At 61.8% G+C, this 20,436-nt stretch carries 18 protein-coding genes and 3 pseudogenes; 9 read left to right on the plus strand and 12 right to left on the minus strand.

The window, feature by feature from the left end; all coding sequences use genetic code 11:
- Positions 1 to 33 precede the first annotated feature (33 nt).
- Positions 34 to 372 (plus strand): H-NS family nucleoid-associated regulatory protein, encoded by a 339-nt coding sequence (locus QEN71_RS11620; RefSeq protein WP_201652499.1) that lies wholly within the window; start codon positions 34 to 36, stop codon positions 370 to 372.
- Positions 373 to 555: 183 nt separating this feature from the next.
- Positions 556 to 867 (plus strand): hypothetical protein, encoded by a 312-nt coding sequence (locus QEN71_RS11625; protein ID WP_201652496.1) that lies wholly within the window; start codon positions 556 to 558, stop codon positions 865 to 867.
- A 38-nt stretch (positions 868 to 905) separates the two neighbouring features.
- Here QEN71_RS11625 and QEN71_RS11630 read toward each other — a convergent pair.
- Positions 906 to 1,037 (minus strand): annotated as a pseudogene (locus tag QEN71_RS11630) (SOS response-associated peptidase family protein); the annotation flags it as partial.
- 551 nt (positions 1,038 to 1,588) lie between these two features.
- Here QEN71_RS11630 and QEN71_RS11635 point away from each other — a divergent pair.
- Entirely contained in the window at positions 1,589 to 2,923 is a 1,335-nt protein-coding gene (locus tag QEN71_RS11635; protein ID WP_201652890.1) for a DUF3422 family protein, read from the plus strand.
- Between the two features lie 386 nt (positions 2,924 to 3,309).
- Here QEN71_RS11635 and QEN71_RS11640 read toward each other — a convergent pair.
- Positions 3,310 to 3,576 (minus strand): annotated as a pseudogene (locus QEN71_RS11640) (aldehyde dehydrogenase (NADP(+))); the annotation flags it as partial.
- A gap of 253 nt (positions 3,577 to 3,829) precedes the next feature.
- The gene (locus QEN71_RS11645) at positions 3,830 to 4,120 is read right to left on the minus strand and encodes a DUF1330 domain-containing protein (protein WP_201652493.1); all 291 of its coding nucleotides are present in this window, start codon (positions 4,118 to 4,120) and stop codon (positions 3,830 to 3,832) included.
- Positions 4,121 to 4,327: 207 nt separating this feature from the next.
- Here QEN71_RS11645 and QEN71_RS11650 point away from each other — a divergent pair, with 207 nt between their 5' ends.
- From QEN71_RS11650 to QEN71_RS11675, 6 genes are all read left to right on the plus strand, one after another.
- Positions 4,328 to 4,930, plus strand: a complete 603-nt coding sequence (locus QEN71_RS11650; RefSeq protein ID WP_147236556.1) for an amino acid synthesis family protein — start codon at positions 4,328 to 4,330, stop codon at positions 4,928 to 4,930.
- Complete coding sequence (locus QEN71_RS11655; protein WP_201652490.1) at positions 4,899 to 5,717, plus strand: alpha/beta fold hydrolase; 819 nt, start codon at positions 4,899 to 4,901, stop codon at positions 5,715 to 5,717. Before QEN71_RS11650 ends, QEN71_RS11655 begins: the two co-directional genes overlap by 32 nt.
- A 1-nt stretch (position 5,718) precedes the next feature.
- Entirely contained in the window at positions 5,719 to 6,642 is a 924-nt protein-coding gene (locus QEN71_RS11660; RefSeq protein ID WP_201652487.1) for a flavin reductase, read from the plus strand.
- A gap of 10 nt (positions 6,643 to 6,652) precedes the next feature.
- Positions 6,653 to 7,690, plus strand: a complete 1,038-nt coding sequence (locus tag QEN71_RS11665; RefSeq protein WP_201652484.1) for an LLM class flavin-dependent oxidoreductase — start codon at positions 6,653 to 6,655, stop codon at positions 7,688 to 7,690.
- A 12-nt stretch (positions 7,691 to 7,702) separates the two neighbouring features.
- A complete protein-coding gene (locus tag QEN71_RS11670; RefSeq protein ID WP_201652481.1) occupies positions 7,703 to 9,172 on the plus strand; it encodes an aldehyde dehydrogenase in 1,470 nt (489 codons plus the stop codon).
- Positions 9,173 to 9,286: 114 nt separating this feature from the next.
- Positions 9,287 to 10,702 (plus strand): purine-cytosine permease family protein, encoded by a 1,416-nt coding sequence (locus QEN71_RS11675; protein WP_233471953.1) that lies wholly within the window; start codon positions 9,287 to 9,289, stop codon positions 10,700 to 10,702.
- A gap of 72 nt (positions 10,703 to 10,774) precedes the next feature.
- Here QEN71_RS11675 and QEN71_RS11680 read toward each other — a convergent pair whose 3' ends face one another.
- From QEN71_RS11680 to QEN71_RS11720, 9 genes and pseudogenes are all read right to left on the minus strand, one after another.
- On the minus strand, positions 10,775 to 12,349 hold the full coding sequence (locus tag QEN71_RS11680) for a methyl-accepting chemotaxis protein (protein ID WP_233471952.1): 1,575 nt from the start codon (positions 12,347 to 12,349) through the stop codon (positions 10,775 to 10,777).
- 42 nt (positions 12,350 to 12,391) lie between these two features.
- Positions 12,392 to 13,756, minus strand: coding sequence for an MFS transporter (locus tag QEN71_RS11685; RefSeq protein ID WP_201652478.1), 1,365 nt, complete (start codon positions 13,754 to 13,756; stop codon positions 12,392 to 12,394).
- 36 nt (positions 13,757 to 13,792) lie between these two features.
- Positions 13,793 to 15,253 (minus strand): NADP-dependent succinate-semialdehyde dehydrogenase, encoded by a 1,461-nt coding sequence (gabD, locus tag QEN71_RS11690; RefSeq protein ID WP_201652475.1) that lies wholly within the window; start codon positions 15,251 to 15,253, stop codon positions 13,793 to 13,795.
- A gap of 52 nt (positions 15,254 to 15,305) precedes the next feature.
- Positions 15,306 to 16,013: a GntR family transcriptional regulator gene (locus QEN71_RS11695; protein ID WP_201652472.1), complete on the minus strand. Its 708-nt coding sequence runs from the start codon at positions 16,011 to 16,013 to the stop codon at positions 15,306 to 15,308.
- Between the two features lie 12 nt (positions 16,014 to 16,025).
- Positions 16,026 to 17,111: an ABC transporter ATP-binding protein gene (locus tag QEN71_RS11700; RefSeq protein ID WP_147236564.1), complete on the minus strand. Its 1,086-nt coding sequence runs from the start codon at positions 17,109 to 17,111 to the stop codon at positions 16,026 to 16,028.
- Between the two features lie 26 nt (positions 17,112 to 17,137).
- Positions 17,138 to 17,932, minus strand: coding sequence for an ABC transporter permease (locus QEN71_RS11705; RefSeq protein WP_201652469.1), 795 nt, complete (start codon positions 17,930 to 17,932; stop codon positions 17,138 to 17,140).
- A 1-nt stretch (position 17,933) separates the two neighbouring features.
- Complete coding sequence (locus tag QEN71_RS11710; protein ID WP_201652466.1) at positions 17,934 to 18,815, minus strand: ABC transporter permease; 882 nt, start codon at positions 18,813 to 18,815, stop codon at positions 17,934 to 17,936.
- Positions 18,816 to 18,878: 63 nt separating this feature from the next.
- Positions 18,879 to 19,910: an ABC transporter substrate-binding protein gene (locus QEN71_RS11715; RefSeq protein WP_201652463.1), complete on the minus strand. Its 1,032-nt coding sequence runs from the start codon at positions 19,908 to 19,910 to the stop codon at positions 18,879 to 18,881.
- Between the two features lie 70 nt (positions 19,911 to 19,980).
- A pseudogene (locus QEN71_RS11720) lies at positions 19,981 to 20,427 on the minus strand (flavin reductase); the annotation flags it as partial.
- Between the last annotated feature and the right edge of the window lie 9 nt (positions 20,428 to 20,436).

Genomic DNA, 20,436 nt, shown 5'->3' on the forward strand with positions numbered 1-20,436 from the left:
CAGTGGGTGCAATTCGTAAAACGGGGAAATGTCATGGATGAGCGAAAACGCGACAGTATGGTCGCTTACCTGCGCCGCAGGATGGCCGAAGTCGGAATCGAACTGGATGATCTCGCGGCGGCGATCGCCGAAGACCAGATCCGGCAGAAGGCGGCTCGATATCGCAGTGCGACGGGAGAAAGCTGGTCAGGCGACGGTGAGATGCCGCAATGGCTGAAGCAGGCCATTAGCGCGGGTCAGACTCTGGAGCACTTTACCGTCGCGCGCCAGGCACAGCCAGAGCCCGAGCCTCGTTCGAAGGTGGATTGGCGTCAGGATCCGTTTGCAGGCAGCCGGCTAGCGGCCGGTCAGCCGTCGCATCGAGACCTGTGAGTAGGCGCCTGGTTTGCCCGGCTGACGTCAGGAAGACCCGCTGAGTCTGATATGCCAAAACGGCACGCGCCCGATGTGGCCGTCGATGCCGATGCTGGACCAAGGTGAACGCCATTGGTAATCTGCTTGCACAGAACAAAGCCTCGACCGCACTGACCTTGACCTTCATTCCCGGGAGGATTCATGCAAGTGAGCACGGAAATGCTTGTCGACATGCTTCGCGAAGTGGAAGCAGAAGATCCCATCGACTATGCAGACCTGCCGTTTGGTGAACAGGAACTTAGACGGCTCATTGTCAGCTCGCTCGTTGAGCGTCATCACAGTGTGGAAGCAGACATGTCCGTCTCGGACGTCCATGCGCTATACCTCCTGAGCACCGCCAAGCTTGTTCTCGAAAACACGGTGCTCCACGCGCGACTGCTTCTGCTTCAGGGGCATCAGCTCGACATGGAGGCGTTGCTCGCGCCCTTCACGCTCAAAGGGAAGCGAAACTGACCGGCTGGCGGTTCGGACGAACGGCAATAGTCGGCCACTCAGGCGGCCATCCGGTGCTCGTAATATGGCCGCTCCCTGTCGTCGAGTATCGCGTATCGCGCGTCCAGACGCTTCGGGTCGAGATTCAGCCATGCGTCGCGATGCGCATCCTTGGGATGCGGAACACATCGGCCTCGAATGGGCACGGGCGTGGGTCCTGTCAGGTCGAACACGGATGCCCGATCACCGGTTTATCGCTACTTTCCATGGCCTGTGGCGTTCTTACGTGGCGGGTGAAGAAGTGCTGCATTCAATGGAATGGTCCCGGAAGGTACGCAAGGGGCTACCTCCGAAAGGCACCGGTTGGGAAGGTTTATGTGAGGCATTGGGGGATATATCACCCCCGACTATCACATATCTCTGGACATGCGAACGACTCGTCGCCGCCCTTTTCTGCAGGCGCAAGCTAAACTGATTTAGGCTTAACCGGCTAATGCGTAACCGAACTGGTTTCGCCGTTGAAAGTGGGACTGTTTGCGCACCACATTTCACCGGGCATGTTCTGCGATGCAGTGATAAGGCACGGGTTATCACGGCAACTGATTAACTTCGCCATCAGAAAATCTGAAGCCTTCGATCAAAACAATGAGATTCTCTTGTTAGCGTAGTTCTGCCAAAGTTGCCGCATGGACCCTCTCCACAGCGTCAACTGCAGCATGAGCACGAAACCGTGAAAACAATGATCATGGACCATCCACTGCGCGCCCAACTGGCCGCAGAACTGCATGCTCGCCCGTTTCTCAAACTGGCCGAGTCTGTTTCACTGCTGCATTACGCTATCTACACGGAAAACGATCCGTCAATGCACGAAACGGTATTGCGTGCGTTGTGCCGCGACACGAGCATCCCGCTTCCGGTGGACGGTGCCACGCACTATTCCGTGCAGTCTTCGTTCGGGTGGCATTTGAAGTGGGAACGGCACACTGAATTCTCCACGTTCACATTTGTCATCGCCCGCAATGACATTGATTATTTCAGCGACGCAGAGATTCAAGGCGTTCCAGCAAACTGGTTTGAGCAAATTGCCGGCAGCCGATTCGTCGCGTGCCGTATGGAACTGCTATCGGGAGACCATGCGCATGCGGCGCGCGAGGCATCCTCTCAATGGATCGACGGACCCATCGTCGTAGGCAGCAGCGTACTCGGCGGGGGGCGGGTGTTTTGCGACTGGAGCGTACGGGCAGATGGTTTCATGCGCTTTCTCGTCATCGACGAGGGCTTCCGCGAGGAACAAGGCGGGCGGCTGCTGCAGCGGCTCTATGAAATCGAAACATACCGGATGATGGCCTTGCTGGCACTGCCAATCGCTCGCAAGTTAGGACGCGATCTGGACGAGATTCATAATTCGCTTCAATCCCTGATGCAGCAGATGGACTCCCCCGGTGTGAACGGAGATGATTCGCAGTTGCTCGTCAAACTCACACACCTCGCGGTTCGCCTCGAATCCCTGTCCGGCTCCGGGGGACGCTTTAGCGCGTCACGTGCCTACGAAAAACTCGTTCTCGCACGAATACAGGAGTTGCGGGAAGAGCGGATCGAAGGGATGCCGACGATCCAGGAGTTCATGGAGCGACGCTTCGCGCCCGCGATGGAAACCTGCCGTAGCGTTTGGGCGCGTCACGAACAGATTGCGGCACGGATTGCGCGCGCCGTCGATTTGCTGCGCACGCGCGTGAACCTTGCACAGGAGCAGGATGTCACCCGCCTGCTCGCCGGCATGGAGCGCACGGCGCGCAACCAGTTGCATTTGCAGCACGCCGTCGAAGGCCTATCCGTAGCGGCGATTTCTTACTACGTGCTATCGCTGGTTGCCGCAGCATTCAAGGCATTGCACCTGTTGAGCATTCCAATCGAGCCCGAACTCGCCGAAGGCATAGCGATTGGACCCGTCGTACTTGCCGTGATCGCCATTACCCGTCGCACCCGAGGTCGGCTCGCGAAGGGAAACGCAACTGATGAAAGATGTGTAGTTAAACCCTTGAATCCGCCCCTTCATTCTCAACAGGAACACGCATGACCGTCGCCGAAAAGAGCCAGAAGCAAAGTCCCGCACAGCACATTGACCACGAAAATCAAAACGCTGTGACATCCTACCTGCTCGCACTTCGAGAGCCCACCGTATCGCTGGCATGTAGTTCGAACGACCGCCCCGACGTCGCTACCGCAGCGATACTAGGCTATAACTAAAAAAAGTTATCTCCCGGCCCGCAGTGTCATCGTTACCTGTTCACCGGCACTATAAAATTGATCGACACGATCGCCGGGAGGTTTCTGGAGTCGGTTCCCGAAGACTTTTGATAGATGCCGATCACGTAGACATCGGCTCCAGAATGGGGTGCTGACACAAGCCCGACGCTTTACAAGCTTTTGCCTTGGGACAACGCACCCACGGCTTGCACGACGTTAAGCCGCGGGTTGCAACCTGCCATCGATGCGACGGTTCACACCGAGGGGATTCTCCGTCTTGACCGCGTCAGGCAGCAACGCATCCGGCAGATCCTGATAACTCACCGGCCGCAGAAACCGGTCGATCGCAAGGGTGCCGACCGGGGTCGAGCGGCCATCTGCCGTAGACGGATACGGGCCTCCGTGGACCATCGCATGGCCGATTTCGACACCCGTACCGAACCCGTTCACCAGCAGCCTGCCGGCGCGGCGCTCGAGCGCGGGCAGGAAGCGCTTCGCTTCGGCATAGTCCGCTTCCACTTTCGACGCCTCGCGGTCGTCGTCGGCCGGCGCATCCGCGAGACTATCGCGAACCGCATTTTTGCGACTTGGTAGAAATGTCCAGAAATAAAGAGGCTGGATGGCTAGATAGCGCTCCAGCCCTTCATCGCGCGACGCCTCTCACGGCGCCGGGCTCCGCAGCCCGTCATTTCGTGGCGGCCTCGATACCCTGATCCCGACCCACCCGCGCGCCCCGTCAGGCGCTTAATCCTTCGACGATCGCCACCTGCGCGATGCAATGCCCATCGCGCTTGAGTTTGGCTGACTGATATTCGGGCGAGTTGTAGCAGGCCAGCGCCGTTTCCAGATCGCTGAACTGGATCACCACATGGCGCTCGAACGACTCCCCCTCGAGCGATTTCGATGCGCCACCACGCGCCAGGAAAACGGCGCCGAACTTCTTGAACGCCAGCGGCGCGATGTCGGTGTAATCCTTGTATTTCACCGGATCAAGCACGGTGACATGGGCGATCCAATATGCAGTCATCTCTGCTCCTTTTCCCTTTCATTCATCCATTGACCCGAAGCCGCGCATGCGCGCGGACATCGGCGACACCCTCACTCTTCCACCACCGCGCCCGCCAAACCCCTTTGTTTTCAAGGCCCCGGCAACCTTTCAGGGTTAACACGCATGGTACGCCGTACTATGGCATACCACAATTCTCCCATCATTAACTGAACGTGGGAAGTTGCAATGAGCCTGATTCGCAAATCCATCCTCCATGTCGAGAACGTGTTCGTCGACGGCGGCAAAGAGGCGGCAAAGCCGTTGAAGCTGATCGGCGCAGTGGCCGTCATCAAGAACCCCTGGGCAGGCCGCGGCTTTGTCGAGGACCTGTCGCCGGAGATTCGCGCCATCGCGCCGCAACTCAGCGAGCACCTGACGAAACTCATCATCGACGAAGCCGGTTCGGGCGAAGCGGTCGAGGCATTCGGCAAGAGCGCGATCGTCGGCCTGGATGGCGAACTGGAACACGCGTCGGCGCTGATCCACACGCTGCACTTCGGCAACACCTATCGCAAGGCTGTCGGCGCCAAGTCGTATCTGGCCTTTAACAACACGCGCGGCCCGGCGAATGCGCCGCTGCTGATCCCGATGATGGACAAGAACGACGAAGGCCGCCGCTCGCACTACCTGACGCTTCAGTTCGCGATTCCCGACGCACCGGCCGCTGACGAAATCGTGATCGCAATCGGCGGCGCAACGGGCGGCCGTCCGCATCACCGCATCGGCGATCGTTATAAAGACCTTGCAGAGCTTGGAAATGATGTCAACAACCCTGCCGCTGTCAAATAATCGCGTCGCGCACTATCTCGAACGCGGGACGGGCGAGCCGCTGGTCCTGATTCACGGCGTCGGCATGCAGGCGGGTGCCTGGTATCCGCAGATCGATGATCTGTCGTCCGACTTCCGGGTGATTGCCGTCGACATGCCGGGCCACGGCGAGAGCACCGCATTGGACGCGAACGCCGGCTTGCAGGATTTCGTGAACTGGGCGATCGAGTTCATCGAAGCGCTGAACGTCGGCCCCGTCAATCTCGCGGGCCATTCGATGGGTTCGTTGATTGCGGCTGGCGTGGCTGTCACGCGTCCTGATCTGACAAAGCGCGTGGCGGTGCTGAATGGCGTGTATCGCCGGACAGCCGAAGCGCGCGACGCCGTGCTGCAACGGGCGGCCGAACTGCGCTCGGGTTCCATCGACATCGAGACGCCGCTCAAGCGCTGGTTCAATGCCGAAGAAGCGCAACGCATCGCCGCGCAGAAGGTCGAGTCCTGGCTGAAATCCGTCGATCTCGCCGGCTACGCCACGGCGTACACGGCCTTCGCAAAGGGCGACGAGGTGTATGCCGACGGTTGGAACAAGATTGCCTGCCCCGCTCTCGTATTGACGGGTTCGGACGACCCGAACTCGACGCCCGAGATGACGAGACAGATGGCCAGTGCCGCCCACAGCGGCAACGCCGTCGTGATCGAAAACGAGCGGCACATGGTGAATCTGACCGCACCGGACGAAGTCAATCGTGCGCTGCGTGCCTGGTTACAGACCGAGCCCGTGGCCGAATCAATGAAGTCGGAGGCGTGACATGAGCCAGCAACCCGCCCAGATCAACACCCGCGAATTGCGCGACGCATTCGGCGCCTTCATGACAGGCGTCACGATCGTTACCACGACACGCGACGATGGCCAGCCGCTTGGCTTCACCGCGAACTCGTTCTCGTCCGTGTCGCTGGACCCTGCCTTGCTGCTGGTCAGCATCGCGAAGACGTCGGGCAACTATCAGACGTTCTCCACCACGGGGCACTTCGCGATCAACATCCTCGCGGAAAGCCAGAAGGATCTGTCCAATACGTTCGCGCGGCCTAGCGAAGACCGCTTCGCCAACGTGGACTGGCAGATGAGCGCGATCGGAAACCCGCTGCTCGGCGAGGTCAGCGCATGGTTCGACTGCACGACCCATGCGGTGATCGATGCGGGCGATCACGCGCTCATCATCGGCAAGGTCGAGGCATTCCACTCCGCCGGTTACGCAGGCCTCGGCTATTACCGTGGCGGCTATTTCACGCCCGCCAAGGTCTCCGCCGAAGTCATCGCGGGTCCGAAGGTCATCGTCAGCGCGATCATCGCGCGCGACGACAAGGTCCTGCTGACGCGCTCCGCGGACAACAAGTGGGGCCTGCCGTCGAAGCAGATTGGCTCCGAAGGCGCCGACAAGGCGCTCGCCGATCTCTTCGCAAAGTACCAGCCTGATGCATCGGCCAGTTTCATCTACTCGGTCTACAACAACACCGAAACGTCGTACCAGTACATTTCGTTTCTCTGCAGCGCGCCCGACGAGGCCGCCGTCTCGGGCGAATTCGTGAGCCTCGACGACATCGAGCCGGCTCAGTTCCAGGACAGTGCGCTCGCCAGCATGCTCGGGCGCTACCGCAAGGAAAGCCAGTTGAAGAGCTACGGCATGTACTACGGCGACCACAGCAGCGGCACGGTCCGCCCGCTTCTTTCCTGAAAGGTATCCAATGCGCTTTTCCCTTTTCGCTCACATGGAGCGCGTCTCCGACAAGACGAGCCAGAAGCAGCTTTACGAAGAGATGGTCGAGTTGTGCCAGATCGCGGACCGTGGCGGCATGCACGCCGTCTGGACGGGCGAGCATCACGCGATGGACTTCACGATCGCGCCGAATCCGTTCCTCAATCTCGTCGACCTGGCGAACAAGACGAAGAACGTCCGGCTCGGCACGGGCACGGTGATCGCACCGTTCTGGCACCCGATCAAGCTCGCGGGCGAAGCCGCGATGACCGACATCATCACGAACGGCCGTCTCGAACTCGGCATCGCGCGCGGCGCCTATTCGTTCGAGTACGAGCGCCTGATGCCGGGCCTCGATGCATGGGGCGCGGGTCAGAGAATGCGCGAACTCATTCCCGCCGTGAAGAAGCTGTGGGAAGGCGATTACGCGCACGAAGGCGAGTTCTGGAAATTTCCGTCGACCACTTCCTCGCCGATGCCGCTGCAGCAGCCGCATCCGCCCATCTGGGTCGCCGCGCGCGATCCGAACAGCCACGAGTTCGCCGTCGCGAACGGCTGCAACGTGCAGGTCACGCCGCTGCATCTCGGCGATGAGGAAGTCGAGAAGCTGGTCGGCCACTTCAACGCTGCGTGCGAGAAGTTCAGCGACGTGCCGCGTCCGCAGATCATGCTGCTTCGTCATACCTATGTCGCGAGCAGCGAAGACGACGCGCAGGTCGCCGCCGACGAAGTGAACGTGTTCTACAACTACTTCGGCGCATGGTTCAAGAACGAGCGGCCCGTCAGCCGTGGCCTGATCAAGACGCTGAGCCAGGAAGAAATCAAGGCTCACCCGTTCTACACGCCGGAAGCGATGCGCAAGAACAACGTCATCGGCACGCCGGAAGAAGTGATCGCGCGCCTGAAGGCCTACGAGGCACTCGGGTTCGACGAGTACTCGTTCTGGATCGACACCGGCATGAGCTTCGAGCGCAAGAAGGCGTCGCTCGAAAGGATGATCAACGACGTGATGCCTGCCTTTAAGTGAGGTTCTGATTCCATGAGTTTCGATTTCCAGCTGTATATCGACGGCCAGTTCGAGCCGGGCGCCGCCACCTTCGGCAGCGTGGACCCGTCCACGGGCGAAGTCTGGGCGCAGATGCCCGAAGCCCGCACGGACGAAGTGAACCGCGCCGTGGCAGCGGCCAGTCGCGCGCTCGGCGACGCCGCGTGGGCCAGACTGACCGCGTCGGCGCGCGGAAAGCTGCTGTACAAACTCGCGGATCTTCTCGAGAAGGCAGCGCCGCGGCTCGCTGAAATCGAAACGCGCGATACGGGCAAGATCATCCGCGAGACGTCGAGCCAGATCGCGTATGTCGCCGAGTACTACCGCTATTACGCCGGTATCGCCGACAAGATCGAAGGCAGCCACGTCCCCGTCGACAAGCCCGACATGCAGGTCTGGCTCGACCGGCAACCCGTCGGCGTGGTGGCCGCTATCGTTCCGTGGAATAGCCAGTTGTTCCTCTCCGCCGTGAAGCTCGGCCCGGCGCTCGCCGCCGGCTGCACGGTCGTGCTCAAGGCATCGGAGGAAGCGCCCGGACCGCTACTCGAATTCGCAAGGCTCGTGCATGAAGCGGGCTTTCCGCCCGGCGTCGTGAACGTGATCACGGGCTTCGGCCCGGAATGTGGCGCGGTGCTGAGCAGCCATCCCGACGTGGACAAGGTCGCCTTCACGGGCGGCCCCGACACGGCGCGGCATATCGTCAGAAACACGGCGAACAATCTCGCGAAGGTGTCGCTGGAACTGGGCGGCAAATCGCCGTTCATCGTTTTCGCCGATACGGATATTCAGAGCGCGGTCAACGCGCAGGTCGCGGCCATCTTCGCCGCGAGCGGCCAGAGTTGTGTCGCGGGTTCGCGGCTGCTGATCGAGGCGTCGGTGAAGGACCAGTTCCTTGCGTTGCTGGTGGAACGTGTCTCGCGCATTCGCGTCGGTGCGCCGGGTGAGATGGAAACGGAATACGGTCCGCTGTGCACGGAGCGGCAACGTCGACTCATTCAGTCGGTTGTCGAAAGTTCCGTGCGTCAGGGCGCGAAAGTGCTTGCGGGCGGGAAGCCGATCGAGCGCGCGGGCTACTACTACGCGCCGACGATTCTGGATTGCACGGGCGTCTCAAACGCAGACAGCATCACGACCGAACTCTTCGGGCCGGTCCTGTCCGTCGATACCTTCACGACCGAACAGGAAGCGATCGACAAGGCGAACAGCACGGCTTACGGGCTCGCCGCCGGCATTTTCACCACCAATCTCACGCGCGCCCACCGCGTGTCGAAGCGCGTTCAATCGGGCATCGTCTGGATCAACACGTATCGGGCGGTGTCGCCGCTCGTGCCGTTCGGCGGCTTCGGCTTGTCGGGGCACGGTCGCGAAGGCGGCTTCGCCGCAGCGCTCGAATACACGACAACGAAGTCCGTGTGGCTTCGCACGTCGGACGAACCGATCAGCGATCCGTTCGTCATGCGCTAATCGGGCGCGTGTTCACTGCGGTATCGACTCACGGCCGTAAAGGCTGTGCTTCGTCACGCCCATCGCGTTCATCGCGGGGGCGACGCGGCACAGCCTGGCAATAAAGATGGAGACATGATGACAAACCCGTCGAACGACAACAGCGTTCTGACCATCGAAAGCAACTCGATCGAGTATGTTCCCCCAGAGAACCGGCACGGTAAGCCAGCCGATCTCTTCACCCTGTGGTTCTGCACGAATGTCGCGCCGCTCGCGGTCATTTCCGGCGCGACGTCCGTACTGGTCTTTCACCTCGACCTGATCAGCGCCATTCTCGCGATCGTGGCCGGGCAATTCTTCGGCGCCATTTTCCACGCCCTGACTTCCGCGCAGGGGCCGCTCGTCGGTGTGCCGCAGATGATCCAGAGCCGCGCGCAGTTCGGCCGCTATGGATCGCTGCTCGTGGTGGGTTTCACGACGCTGATCTATCTCGGCTTCTTCGTTTCGAACATCATTCTCGCGGGCAAGACGCTCAACGCCGCTATCCCTGTCGTTCCCATTCATATCGCAACGGTGCTGGGCGCGATTCTGGCGACCCTGGTCGGCGTGATCGGCTATCACTTCATCCATCGTTTCAACAAGATCGGTGCGTGGTTCATGGGCAGCGCGCTCCTGATCGGCCTGATCCTGATGGCGCCCGGTCTCGACGCTCGCGTTCTTCAGCAAGGCCACTTCGATCTGTCAGGCTGGTTCGCGATGTTCGGACTCTGCGCGGTGTGGCAAATCAGTTTCGCACCGTACACGTCCGACTATTCGCGCTATCTGCCGACCACCACCGGCTTCCGCAGAACGTTTGCGTTCACGTACTTCGGCACGTCACTGGGAACGATCTTCGCGTTCGTGTTCGGCGTCGTGGCCGTGAGCACGGGCCACGCCACCGACGCGATGCAGGCGATTCGCACGCAAACGGGCATGTTCGGCTACGTGCTGATCTTTCTGTTTCTCGTCAACATCATTGGCCATAACGGCATGAATCTGTACGGCGCAGTGCTGTCGTTCATCACGGCTGCACAAACGTTCCGTCCGCACTGGGTGCCTGGCCGCAATGTTCGCGTCGCGGTGTCGACGGTCGTGCTGGTGGCTTCCACTGCGACCGCGTTGTGGGCGTCGAGCAACTTCATCGCCATCTTCCTCAATGCGATCTTCGCGATGCGCATCGTGCTAGCGCCTTGGATCGCGATCAACCTCGTCGACTTCTATCTCGTCAGCAAGCGGCACTATCACGTAGCGGAAATCGTCAGTAGCAACGGCGGCGTGTACGGCTCGTTCAATGTCAAGGCAATCGCGCTGTACGTCTTCGGCATTGCGGTTCAGGTGCCGTTCATGGAAGAGAGCTTCTTTCACGGCCCGCTGGCTTCGATCCTCGGCGGTGCGGACGTGTCGTGGATGGTCGGCCTCGTTGCGACGGCGCTCGCGTACTACCTGCTCTCGCCGAACGACGGCTCGCGGGCGCCTCGCCGTTCACCGGCTGGCGCGACGGCCTCCGAATAAGCGCGTTTTTCATGTCGTAAACGCAAGCCGGCCCGTTGTTTCAACGAGCCGGCTTTGCTTTGAGGCCGCGGATTATGCGCGCTGCTCAACATGCTCCGCGACGACGAACACCGAGACCGCGTGCTTCAGATCCTTTGCGTGGTCTTCGAGCGACTGCGCCGCCGCTGCGGCCTGCTCGACGAGCGCCGCATTCTGCTGCGTGACCTTGTCCATCAGATTCACCGCCTGATTCACCTGCTCGATGCCGCGGCTCTGTTCGTCCGATGCCGCCGCGATCTCGCTCACGATGTCGGCCACCTGTCTGATCGCGAGCTTCACTTCCGTCATCGTGCTGCCTGCGTCCTGCGCCTGCCTCGCCCCGCTCTGGATCGTCTCCACCGACGTGCCGATCAGTTCCTTGATCTCGCGCGCTGCCGTTGCCGAGCGCTGCGCGAGCGCGCGCACCTCGTTCGCGACGACGGCGAACCCGCGTCCCTGATCGCCTGCCCGCGCGGCTTCGACGGCCGCGTTCAAGGCCAGGATGTTCGTCTGGAAAGCGATACCTTCGATCACGGCGGTGATGTCGGAGATCTCGTCCGAGCTGCCGCTGATACGGCCTATCACCTCGACCATGCCGCGCACCGCGTCGTTGCCCGTGTCGGCGATGTCGGATGCACGCGTCGCCAGCGTGCTTGCCTGACGTGCGTTGTCCGCATTCTGGCGCACGGTTTCCGTCAGTCGCGTCATGCTCGCCGCCGTCTCCTCCAGCGAACTCGCCTGCTCTTCGGTGCGCGACGACAGGTCGAGATTGCCTGCGGCGATCTCGCTGGACGCGGAAGCGATGCGATCGGCGCTCGAACGAACGCCGCCTACGATGCTCGCGAGACTTTCGTTCATCGTTTTCATCGCCAGCATCAGTTGCCCCGTTTCGTCCGCCGATGTCGCCTCGATGCGATTCGTCAGATCGCCGTCGGCGACGCAGCTTGCTACCGACACCGCTTCTTTCAATGGTCGCGAGATCGAGCGCGAAAGCCAACGCCCGGCGAGAATCGATGCGAGCACGGCGATCAGTGAAGCGCTGAGCACACTGACATAAATCGACGCGCGCAAGGTATCGAGTTGTGCGCGACTCGCCAGCACGCGCTGTTGTTCGTAGCTTTCCAGTTTTCCGACCGCTGCGATCAGCTTTTCGGTTCCCAGATACGAACCGAAGCTCTCCGTCAACGCAGAAAGATCGCCCACGCCGACCGAAAACGCATCCACCTTCTTACGCATTTCCACCAGCGGGTCGACGACGGTTTTCAGCCAAGCGTTGTATTCCTGTTGGCCCTCCCGGGCTAATGAGGCGCCTTCGGGCGTCGCATCCATCTGGCTGATCTTCATCAGTTTGCTATCGAAGTCAGCACGGTGATCGATGATCCACTTCCCGTGCGACGCCTTCCCGTTCAGGTTGTTCGCCAGCACCGCCCAGATGATGTTCAGGTAGTCGCCCGTGCCGTCCTTCAACAGCAGCAGCATCTGCTCCGATGCCTCGATCTCTTTCTGCTTCTGGTCGATCGCCCGGACGCTGTAGAGACAGATGCATGTGCTGACGATAAAAGCAAAAATCGCGCTGGAAAACGCGACTGAAATCTTGCTCCCGATAGGCAGGTCTTTTATGGTTTTCATGGTGAAACGTGCAAGTTATGGTTGTGTGAATCAGTCGCAAAGCTACGCCGCGCGTTGGCGCGGCACCAGCAGCACAGCAATGGCAGCCATCAGCCCCACTGCCGCAAAGACATAGAAGTTCCACTCGAGCGCCACGCCGCCTTGCGCCAGAGCGCCGCCGATCAACGGTCCCGCGATCGCGCCAAACCGCCCGATACCAAGCGCCCAGCCGATTCCCGTCGCCCGGTTGCGGGCCGGGTAGTACCGCGTGATGTACGCGCCGAGCAGCATCGTGTTGCCGATCGCGCCCACGCCCGCGAGCCCGACCAGCACGTACGTCAGCACGACGTCATGTGTCAGTGGCAACGCGCACAGGCTCGCCGCCGCGAGCAGATAAAGCGCGCTCACCACCCGCTTCGAACCGACACGGTCAGCTACCGCGCCGCCGAAGAGTGAGCCCACAGCGGCGGCGAGATTGAGCGTCATGAGCAGCGCGAGACTCGATCCGAGCGGATAGCCCGCCCTGCGCATCAGTTGCGGCAGCCACGTGCTCAGGCCATACAGCAGAAGCAGGCCCATGAACATCGCGAGCCAGAATGCCAGCGTGGCGAATAAGAAGTGACGATCGAACAGTGAGCGCACCGGCGCATGAGGTTGTTGATGAGTGACACGCTGTTGTTCTTCGTGCTCGCTATCGAGCGCCGTGTGACGGATTCGCAGCGCACTCGCCAGCGACCGCGCCTCGGCAAAGCGCTTCCTCGCGATCAGGAAATCGAGCGACTCCGGCAACGAACGACCCACTGCGAACACCAGAAGCAGCGGTAGCGCGCCGAGACCGAACAGCCATCGCCAGCCGTGCGACGGCAGCCAGGCGATCGCCAGCAGCGCGACCAGAATGCCGCCTAGCGAATAACCCGTGTAGATCAACGCATAGTTGAACGAGCGACGATGCGACGGCGAGTATTCGACCGTAAGCGCTGCCGCAGTCGGCACGACACCGCCCAGTCCCAGCCCGCCAATTACACGCGCAACGACGAACGCCATCGGCGTAGGCGCGAGTGCCGCCGCACCCATCATCGCCGAGAACAGCGCCACGCTGCCGAGCAACACGCGGCGACGTCCAACCAGGTCGCTCACCGTACCGGCGAACATGGCACCGATCATCATGCCCGCCAGCGAGCAGCTCGCGATTGCGCCCAACTGGAACGGCGAAAGAGACCAGTTCGTGCCGTGCGTCAGCATCGGCAGCACAGCGCCGTATATCGCGACGTCGTAACCTTCGGCGAGGATCATCGCCAGACAGATCGCGACGACGCGTATCGTCACCGGCAGCGGTATCGCGACCGAGCCGGCTTCATTTTCTTCCGGCGCTGCGCCGTGCAAACGGTGCGCGCCTGTTTCATTGTTAGTGGAAGACCACGTACTCATGTTCAAGCGCCCCCTTTTGCACTGCGTTATGTCAGGTCAAACCGCCATGCAGAGATATTTGATAACGACGTAATCGTCGATGCCGTAGTGCGAACCTTCGCGTCCCATGCCCGACTGCTTCACGCCTCCGAACGGCGCGACCTCGTTCGAGATCAGACCCGTGTTCACGCCGACCATGCCGTACTCCAGCGCTTCCGCCACCTTCCAGACGCGAGCGAAGTCGCGGCTATAGAAATACGCGGCGAGGCCGAACTCGGTGTCGTTGGCGAAGCGGATCACTTCGTCGTCGCTGCTGAATCTGAAGAGCGGCGCGAGCGGGCCGAACGTCTCGTCCTTCGCGACTTTCATCGCGGGCGTCACGTCGCGAAGCACCGTCGGTTCGAAAAAGCCGTGGCCGAGCGCGTGGCGTTTGCCGCCCGTGACGACGGATGCACCTTTCGCGAGCGCATCGGCGATATGCGCTTCGACCTTCTGCACGGCCGCTTCGTTGATGAGCGGCCCTTGCGCGACATCGGGCTCGGTGCCGCGTCCGACCTTCAGACGGTCGACAGCGGCCGCGAGCTTCTCGGCGAACTGGTCATACACGGCGTCGTGCACGTAGAAGCGATTCGTGCAGACACACGTTTGCCCGCTGTTGCGATACTTCGATGCGATGGCGCCTTGCACGGCTGCATCGATGTCCGCATCGTCGAACACGATGAACGGCGCGTTACCGCCGAGTTCGAGCGAGACCTTTTTGACTGTCGCAGCACACTGGCTCATCAGCACTCGGCCGACCTGGGTCGACCCCGTGAACGACAGCTTGCGCACGACCGGGTTCGACGTCAGTTCGCCGCCGATCGCCTTCGGGTCGCCCGTCACGACGCTGAACACGCCAGCAGGCACGCCCGCGCGTTCGGCCAGTACCGCCAATGCCAGCGCGGAGAACGGTGTGGCCTCGGCGGGCTTGACGACGATCGTGCAGCCCGCCGCGAGCGCGGGACCGACCTTGCGCGTGATCATCGCGGCCGGAAAATTCCACGGCGTGATCGCGGCGCACACACCGATCGGCTCTTTCACCACAACAATGCGCTTGTCGCTCGCCGGCGTCGGAATCGTATCGCCGTATACGCGCTTGCCCTCTTCGGCGAACCATTCGAAGAACGACGCCGCATAGCCGATTTCACCGCGCGCCTCGGCGAGCGACTTGCCTTGCTCGGTCGACAGGATCAGCGCGAGGTCATCGGCGTTTTCCATCATCAGATCGTGCCATTTGCGCAGAATCGCGCCGCGCTCTTTCGCGGTCTTCTTGCGCCACGCGGGCCAGGCCGCGTTCGCCGCGTCGATTGCCTGACGCGTTTCCGGCGCGCCCATCAAAGGAACATTGCCGACGATCTCGCCCGTCGCGGGATCGTTAACCTCGAACGACTCTGCGCTGAGGGCGTTCTGCCATTCGCCGTTGACGTAAGCCTGTTGTCGAAGCAGCAGCGGGTCCTTCAACCGGGTTCCCAATTCCATAGTCTTTCCTACAAGGGTTGCTAAATAAGTGTGGTGCGATCGGATGGCGACATCAGCCCGCGCGTTTCAGCGTCAGGTGTTGCTGTCCGTCGAGCAACAGGTTCCTCGCGATTTCCAGCACGCGGTTGATGTGGCTGATGGCAGCGTCGCGTGCGGCGGCCTCGTCCTTCGCCCTGATTGCGGCGAGCACCTGACGCATTTCCATCACCGCCTGGCTGCCCCGATCACTGGATGAGATGGTCAACGCTCGCAGACGGTTGATTCGCGCCATCAGCGACTGCACGATTTCCCATGCGACCTGTTTGTGTCCCGCCGTGAACATGCGCTCGTAAAAGGCTGTCGTCAGCGCCCGGACTTCGCGATAGTCCTGATCATGAAACGCTCGCTCGATGCGATTGATGCACGCTTCCAGTTGGTCGATCGTCTGCGCGTCGGCGTGCCGGGCACAGGCGGACGCCGCCTCGCCCTCCAGCAGCCCGCGAATCTCGTAGATTTCGATTGCCGTGTCGATATCGAGCACGGCGACGATGGGCCCCTGATTCGGCAGGGTATCGACGAGCCCTTCCGTCTCCAGATGGCGCAGCACCTCGCGCACGACGGTGCGGCTCACGCCCAGTTCCGCGCACAGCGTGCGTTCGACCAGCCGGTCGCCCGGCTGGAAACGCGCGTCGAGAATCGCGCTGCGCATTTTCTCGAGCGCAAGCTCCCGGAGCGTCGTCGTTCGACGCTCGACTTTCAATGACGATGTCGGCTCGTCCATTGCTGTGTCCCGTCAGGCCTGCGAGAACAGCCGCACATCGCGCGAGTCCCAGTGAACCCAGGCCTGCGTGCCGATGACGATTCCGCTGTCCCGATGGTCGCCGGCGGGCATCCGCACCGACATCTCCTGTTCCCACGGCGTCATCACCGAGTAGTGCATCGCGTCGCCGAGATACGTGATGTCGCGCACTTTCACGGGCAAGCCCGCGGCGTTCTTCTCCGCTTCCGTCGCGCGAATGCGGATCTGCTCGGGGCGTACCATCAGCGTGCCGTCTCCGCCGACGGGCAGCGCGGCATCGCCGGCGGCCACGACCTGATGTCCGCTCGGAAAGACGGCGCTCGCCTCGGCCGCGTCGCGCGCGGTGATGCGCACCGGCAGGAAGTTCGAGTTACCGATGAAGTTGGCGACGAAGCGCGAAGACGGGTTCGCATAAAGTTCTTCGCCCGTTCCACATTGTTCGATGCAGCCCTTGTTGAACACGGCGATACGATCCGATAGACGCAGCGCCTCTTCCTGGTCGTGCGTCACATAGAGGATCGTCACGCCCGTTTCCTGATGGATGCGGCGCAGTTCGAGCTGAATCTCTTCGCGCAGCTTCTTGTCGAGCGCGGACAGCGGCTCGTCCATCAGCAGCACGGGCGGGTCATACGCCAGCGCACGCGCGATGGCCACGCGCTGCTGCTGGCCACCCGACAATTGGGCAGGCATGCGGTCGCGGAACTCCGACAGATGAACCAGCGCGAGCATCTGCTCGACCTTCTTGGCGATTTCAGCCTCGGGACGGCGGCGGACCCGCAACGGGAAGGCCACGTTCTGCCCGACGGTCAGATGCGGAAACAGTGTGTAGCGCTGGAACACCATACCGATGTTGCGCTTGTTCGGCGCCACCGACAGCAGCGGTTTGCCGTCGAGCAGCACGCGCCCTTCCGTCGGCTCCTGGAAGCCCGCGACGATATAGAGCGTCGTGCTCTTGCCCGAACCCGACGGCCCGAGGAAAGTCATGAACTCGCCTTTGCGCACGTCGAGCGAAACGTTATCGATGGCGACGACGTCGTCGTAGGTCTTGCGCAGGCGCTGGATTTGGAGGAATGCAGTCATCTCGTTCACCTCACTCATTACATCGATTAGCGTGCGCGACGCAGAACCGCGCCCGCCAACATCAAAATGGTTGTCAGTCCGACGAGCAGCGAGGACGCTGCCGCGACGACGGGCGTCAGGTCTTGCCGCAGCGTCGCCCAGATGCGTACGGGCAACGTCTGCAAGGTCGGGCTCGACATGAAGATCGACACGACCACCTCGTCCCACGACGCAAGGAACGCGAAGATGGCTGCCGCGAACAGGCCGAGCCGGATCGCAGGCAGGGTCACGCGCAGCTTCACTTCGAGCGGCGATGCGCCGCAAATCAGCGCGGCATCTTCGAGCGCCGTGTCGAAGCTCGACAGCGAGTTGCTGATGGAAATGATCGAGAACGGCAACGCGATGATCAGATGCCCGATCACGAAGCCCGTCATCGTGCCGTTCAGGCCGATGCGCAGAAAGAACGCATACAGCGCGACGGCCAGCACCACCACCGGCAGCACCATCGGCGTGAGGAAAAACGCCTTCGCCACGTTGCGGCCGCGAAACTTGCCGCGCACCAGTGCAAGCGACGCAAGAAAGCCGATGAACACGGACAGCACCGTGACGATCACGGCGAGCTTCGCGCTCGTGAGCAGCGAATCGATCCAGCCCGGGTCAGTGAACAGCTGGCGATACCATTCCAGCGTCCAGCCCGGCGGCGGAAAGATCAGCCATTGCGAATCACCGAACGACAGCGCAACGATGAAGAGAATCGGCAGCAGCAGGAACAGCGCGACGGCGCCGCCGATTGCGAGCAGCGCCCAGCGCAGCGCGCCAAGACGGTCGAAGTCGAGCAACATCTCAGAGACCTCCGCTAGTGGCGCGTGCGCCGGTGAAGCGCAGTTGCAGCGCATAGAGCCCGAGCGTCACGGCGAGCAGCACGAACGCGGCTGCGCCTGCAAGACCCCAGTTCAGCAACTGCTGCACGAGCTGTGCGATCAGTTCGGCGAGCATCATGTATTGCGCGCCGCCGAGCAGCGCCGGGGTCACGAAATAGCCGAGCGCCATCACGAACACCATCAGCGCACCCGATGCGATGCCCGGCATCGCGAGCGGCACCAGGATGCGCCAGAAGGCCTGCCAGCGGCTCGCGCCGCAAACGGCCGCGGCACGCAGTGTCGACGGATCGATGCTGCGCAGCGTCGCATGCAGCGGCATCACGAGAAACGGCAACATGATGTAGGTCATGCCGATCGTCACACCGACCAGGTTGTTGACGAGCGCCAGCGGCTCGCTGATCAGACCGATTGCCATCAGCATGCGGTTGATCGGGCCCGTCGCCTGAAGCAGAACCATCCATGCGAAGGTTCGCGCCAGCAGGTTGGTCCACATCGAAAGCAGCAGAATCGAAAACAGCAGCGAGGTCAGCCTGCGCGGCGCGATGGCGAGCAGCCACGCGGTCGGAAAGCCGATCGCCACCGTCACCACGGTCACGACCGTCGCGACGAGGAACGTGTTGCCGAACACGCGCAGATAGGTCGACGAGCCGAGAAGCTGCGCATAGTTGTGCAGCCCCGGCGTGGGATCCAGCACGCTGCGCAGCAGCAGCGACAACACGGGCAGCATGAAGAAGATCACGAGCAGCACGATGCCCGGTATCAACAGGCGAATGTTGCGCCAGTCGCGACGCTGGCGTGTGGGTGTCACCGGCGCATGCGCGACGGTCGTTAGAACGTTAGGCATCGTGTCTCCTGCATGTCTCCAGATACTGCTATGCGCTTTCTGCTTGAACCCTTCCGCTGACGCTTATTTCGACTGCCATGCGTACCAGCGCTTGGCGATCGCGTCGCGGTTGTCAGCCCAGTACTTCATGTCGAGATTGATCTGCGAAGTCTTGTACTGATCGGGCAGCGTCTTCGCGACGGCGGGCGGCATCAGCGCAGCCGACTTCACGTTGATCGGCGCGTAGCCCGTGTTCTGCGCGAACTTCGCCTGCGCCTGAGCACTCGTTGCGGCAGCGAGGAACTTCATCGCTTCTGCCTTGTGCTTCGCGCCCTTCGGAATCACGAGCATGTCGGCCGCCGTCAGGTTCTGGTTCCATGAAACGCCGACGGGTACGCCCGTCTGTTCGAGCGCATGCAGTCGGCCATTCCAGAACATGCCGACAGGCGCTTCGCCCGATGCCAGTAATTGCTGCGATTGCGCGCCGCCGCTCCACCAGACGATGTCGCCCTTGATCGTGTCGAGCTTCTTGAACGCGCGATCGAGGTCGAGCGGATAGAGCTTGTCGGCGGGCACGCCGTCGGCGAGCAGTGCGATTTCGAGCACGCCGGGTGCGGACCACTTGTAGAACGTGCGCTTGCCGGGGAATTTCTTCGTGTCGAACAGATCGGCCCAGTTTTGCGGCTGCGCGCCCGTGTACTTCGACTTGTTGTAGCCGAGCACGAACGAGTAATAGAAGCTGCCGACCGCATCCGGCGCCGAGAAGCGCGGATCGAGTTCGTCCTTCTTCACGACGGAATAGTCGATCGGCTCGATCAACCCGGCTTTTTGCGCGGCATACGCGAAGTCGCCTTCGACATCGACGACATCCCAGTTCACGTTGCCGCTGTCGACCATCGCCTTGAGCTTGCCGTAGTCGGTCGGGCCATCCATCAGCACGTTGACGCCCGTCGCCTGGGTGAATGGTTGCGCCCAGTCCTTCTGCTGCGAAGACTGCGTCGTGCCGCCCCAGCTCGTGAAAACGATGGGATCGGCAGCGAGCGCCGGCGTCGCCGTGAGGGCAGTCGCGCAGAGCGCGATCAGCGGAGCGGTCTTCAGCGTGCGTGTGAGGGTCATGTCTGTCTCCTTGAATTCGATGCGTAGCGCTGCGTTGAATGCTTGTGGTGAATCGGAATCGTGGCTGGGGTCAATGCACTGCTGCGAGCGCCTGGACGGTTCCCGCCTGCGCGTCGCCGACATAGATGCCGAACGCGTCCTCGCTGCGTTCGCGCAGATAGCGCTGAAGCATCGTGCGCACGGTGTCGTCGCGCAGTTCGCCCCATGGAATGCGCGACAGCGGGACGATGCGGATCGACATGTCCATCATCGCCGCGAGGCTGCTGTTCACGCGGCCTCGATAGACGACGCTGACGCTCGACGCCGGGCCGTTGCCGGACTCGAAGACCGAGAAAATGAAGTCGAGATGCGCCGTCAGGCCGAGCTTCGCCAGCACGCCGCGCAGGCTTCCCGAATCGCTCTCGGGCTGCAGCTTGACGCCCGTCGGCAGCTGCAAACCGTCTTCCGTGTCCAGGAGCACAAGGCCGTCGCGATGTTCGAGAATCGCGCCGACCTGGGCGCGCGCGCCCGCTGCAGCAGGAAAAAA

It is taken from the genome of Paraburkholderia sabiae, from assembly GCF_030412785.1.
GTDB classification, from domain to species: Bacteria; Pseudomonadota; Gammaproteobacteria; order Burkholderiales; family Burkholderiaceae; genus Paraburkholderia; species Paraburkholderia sabiae.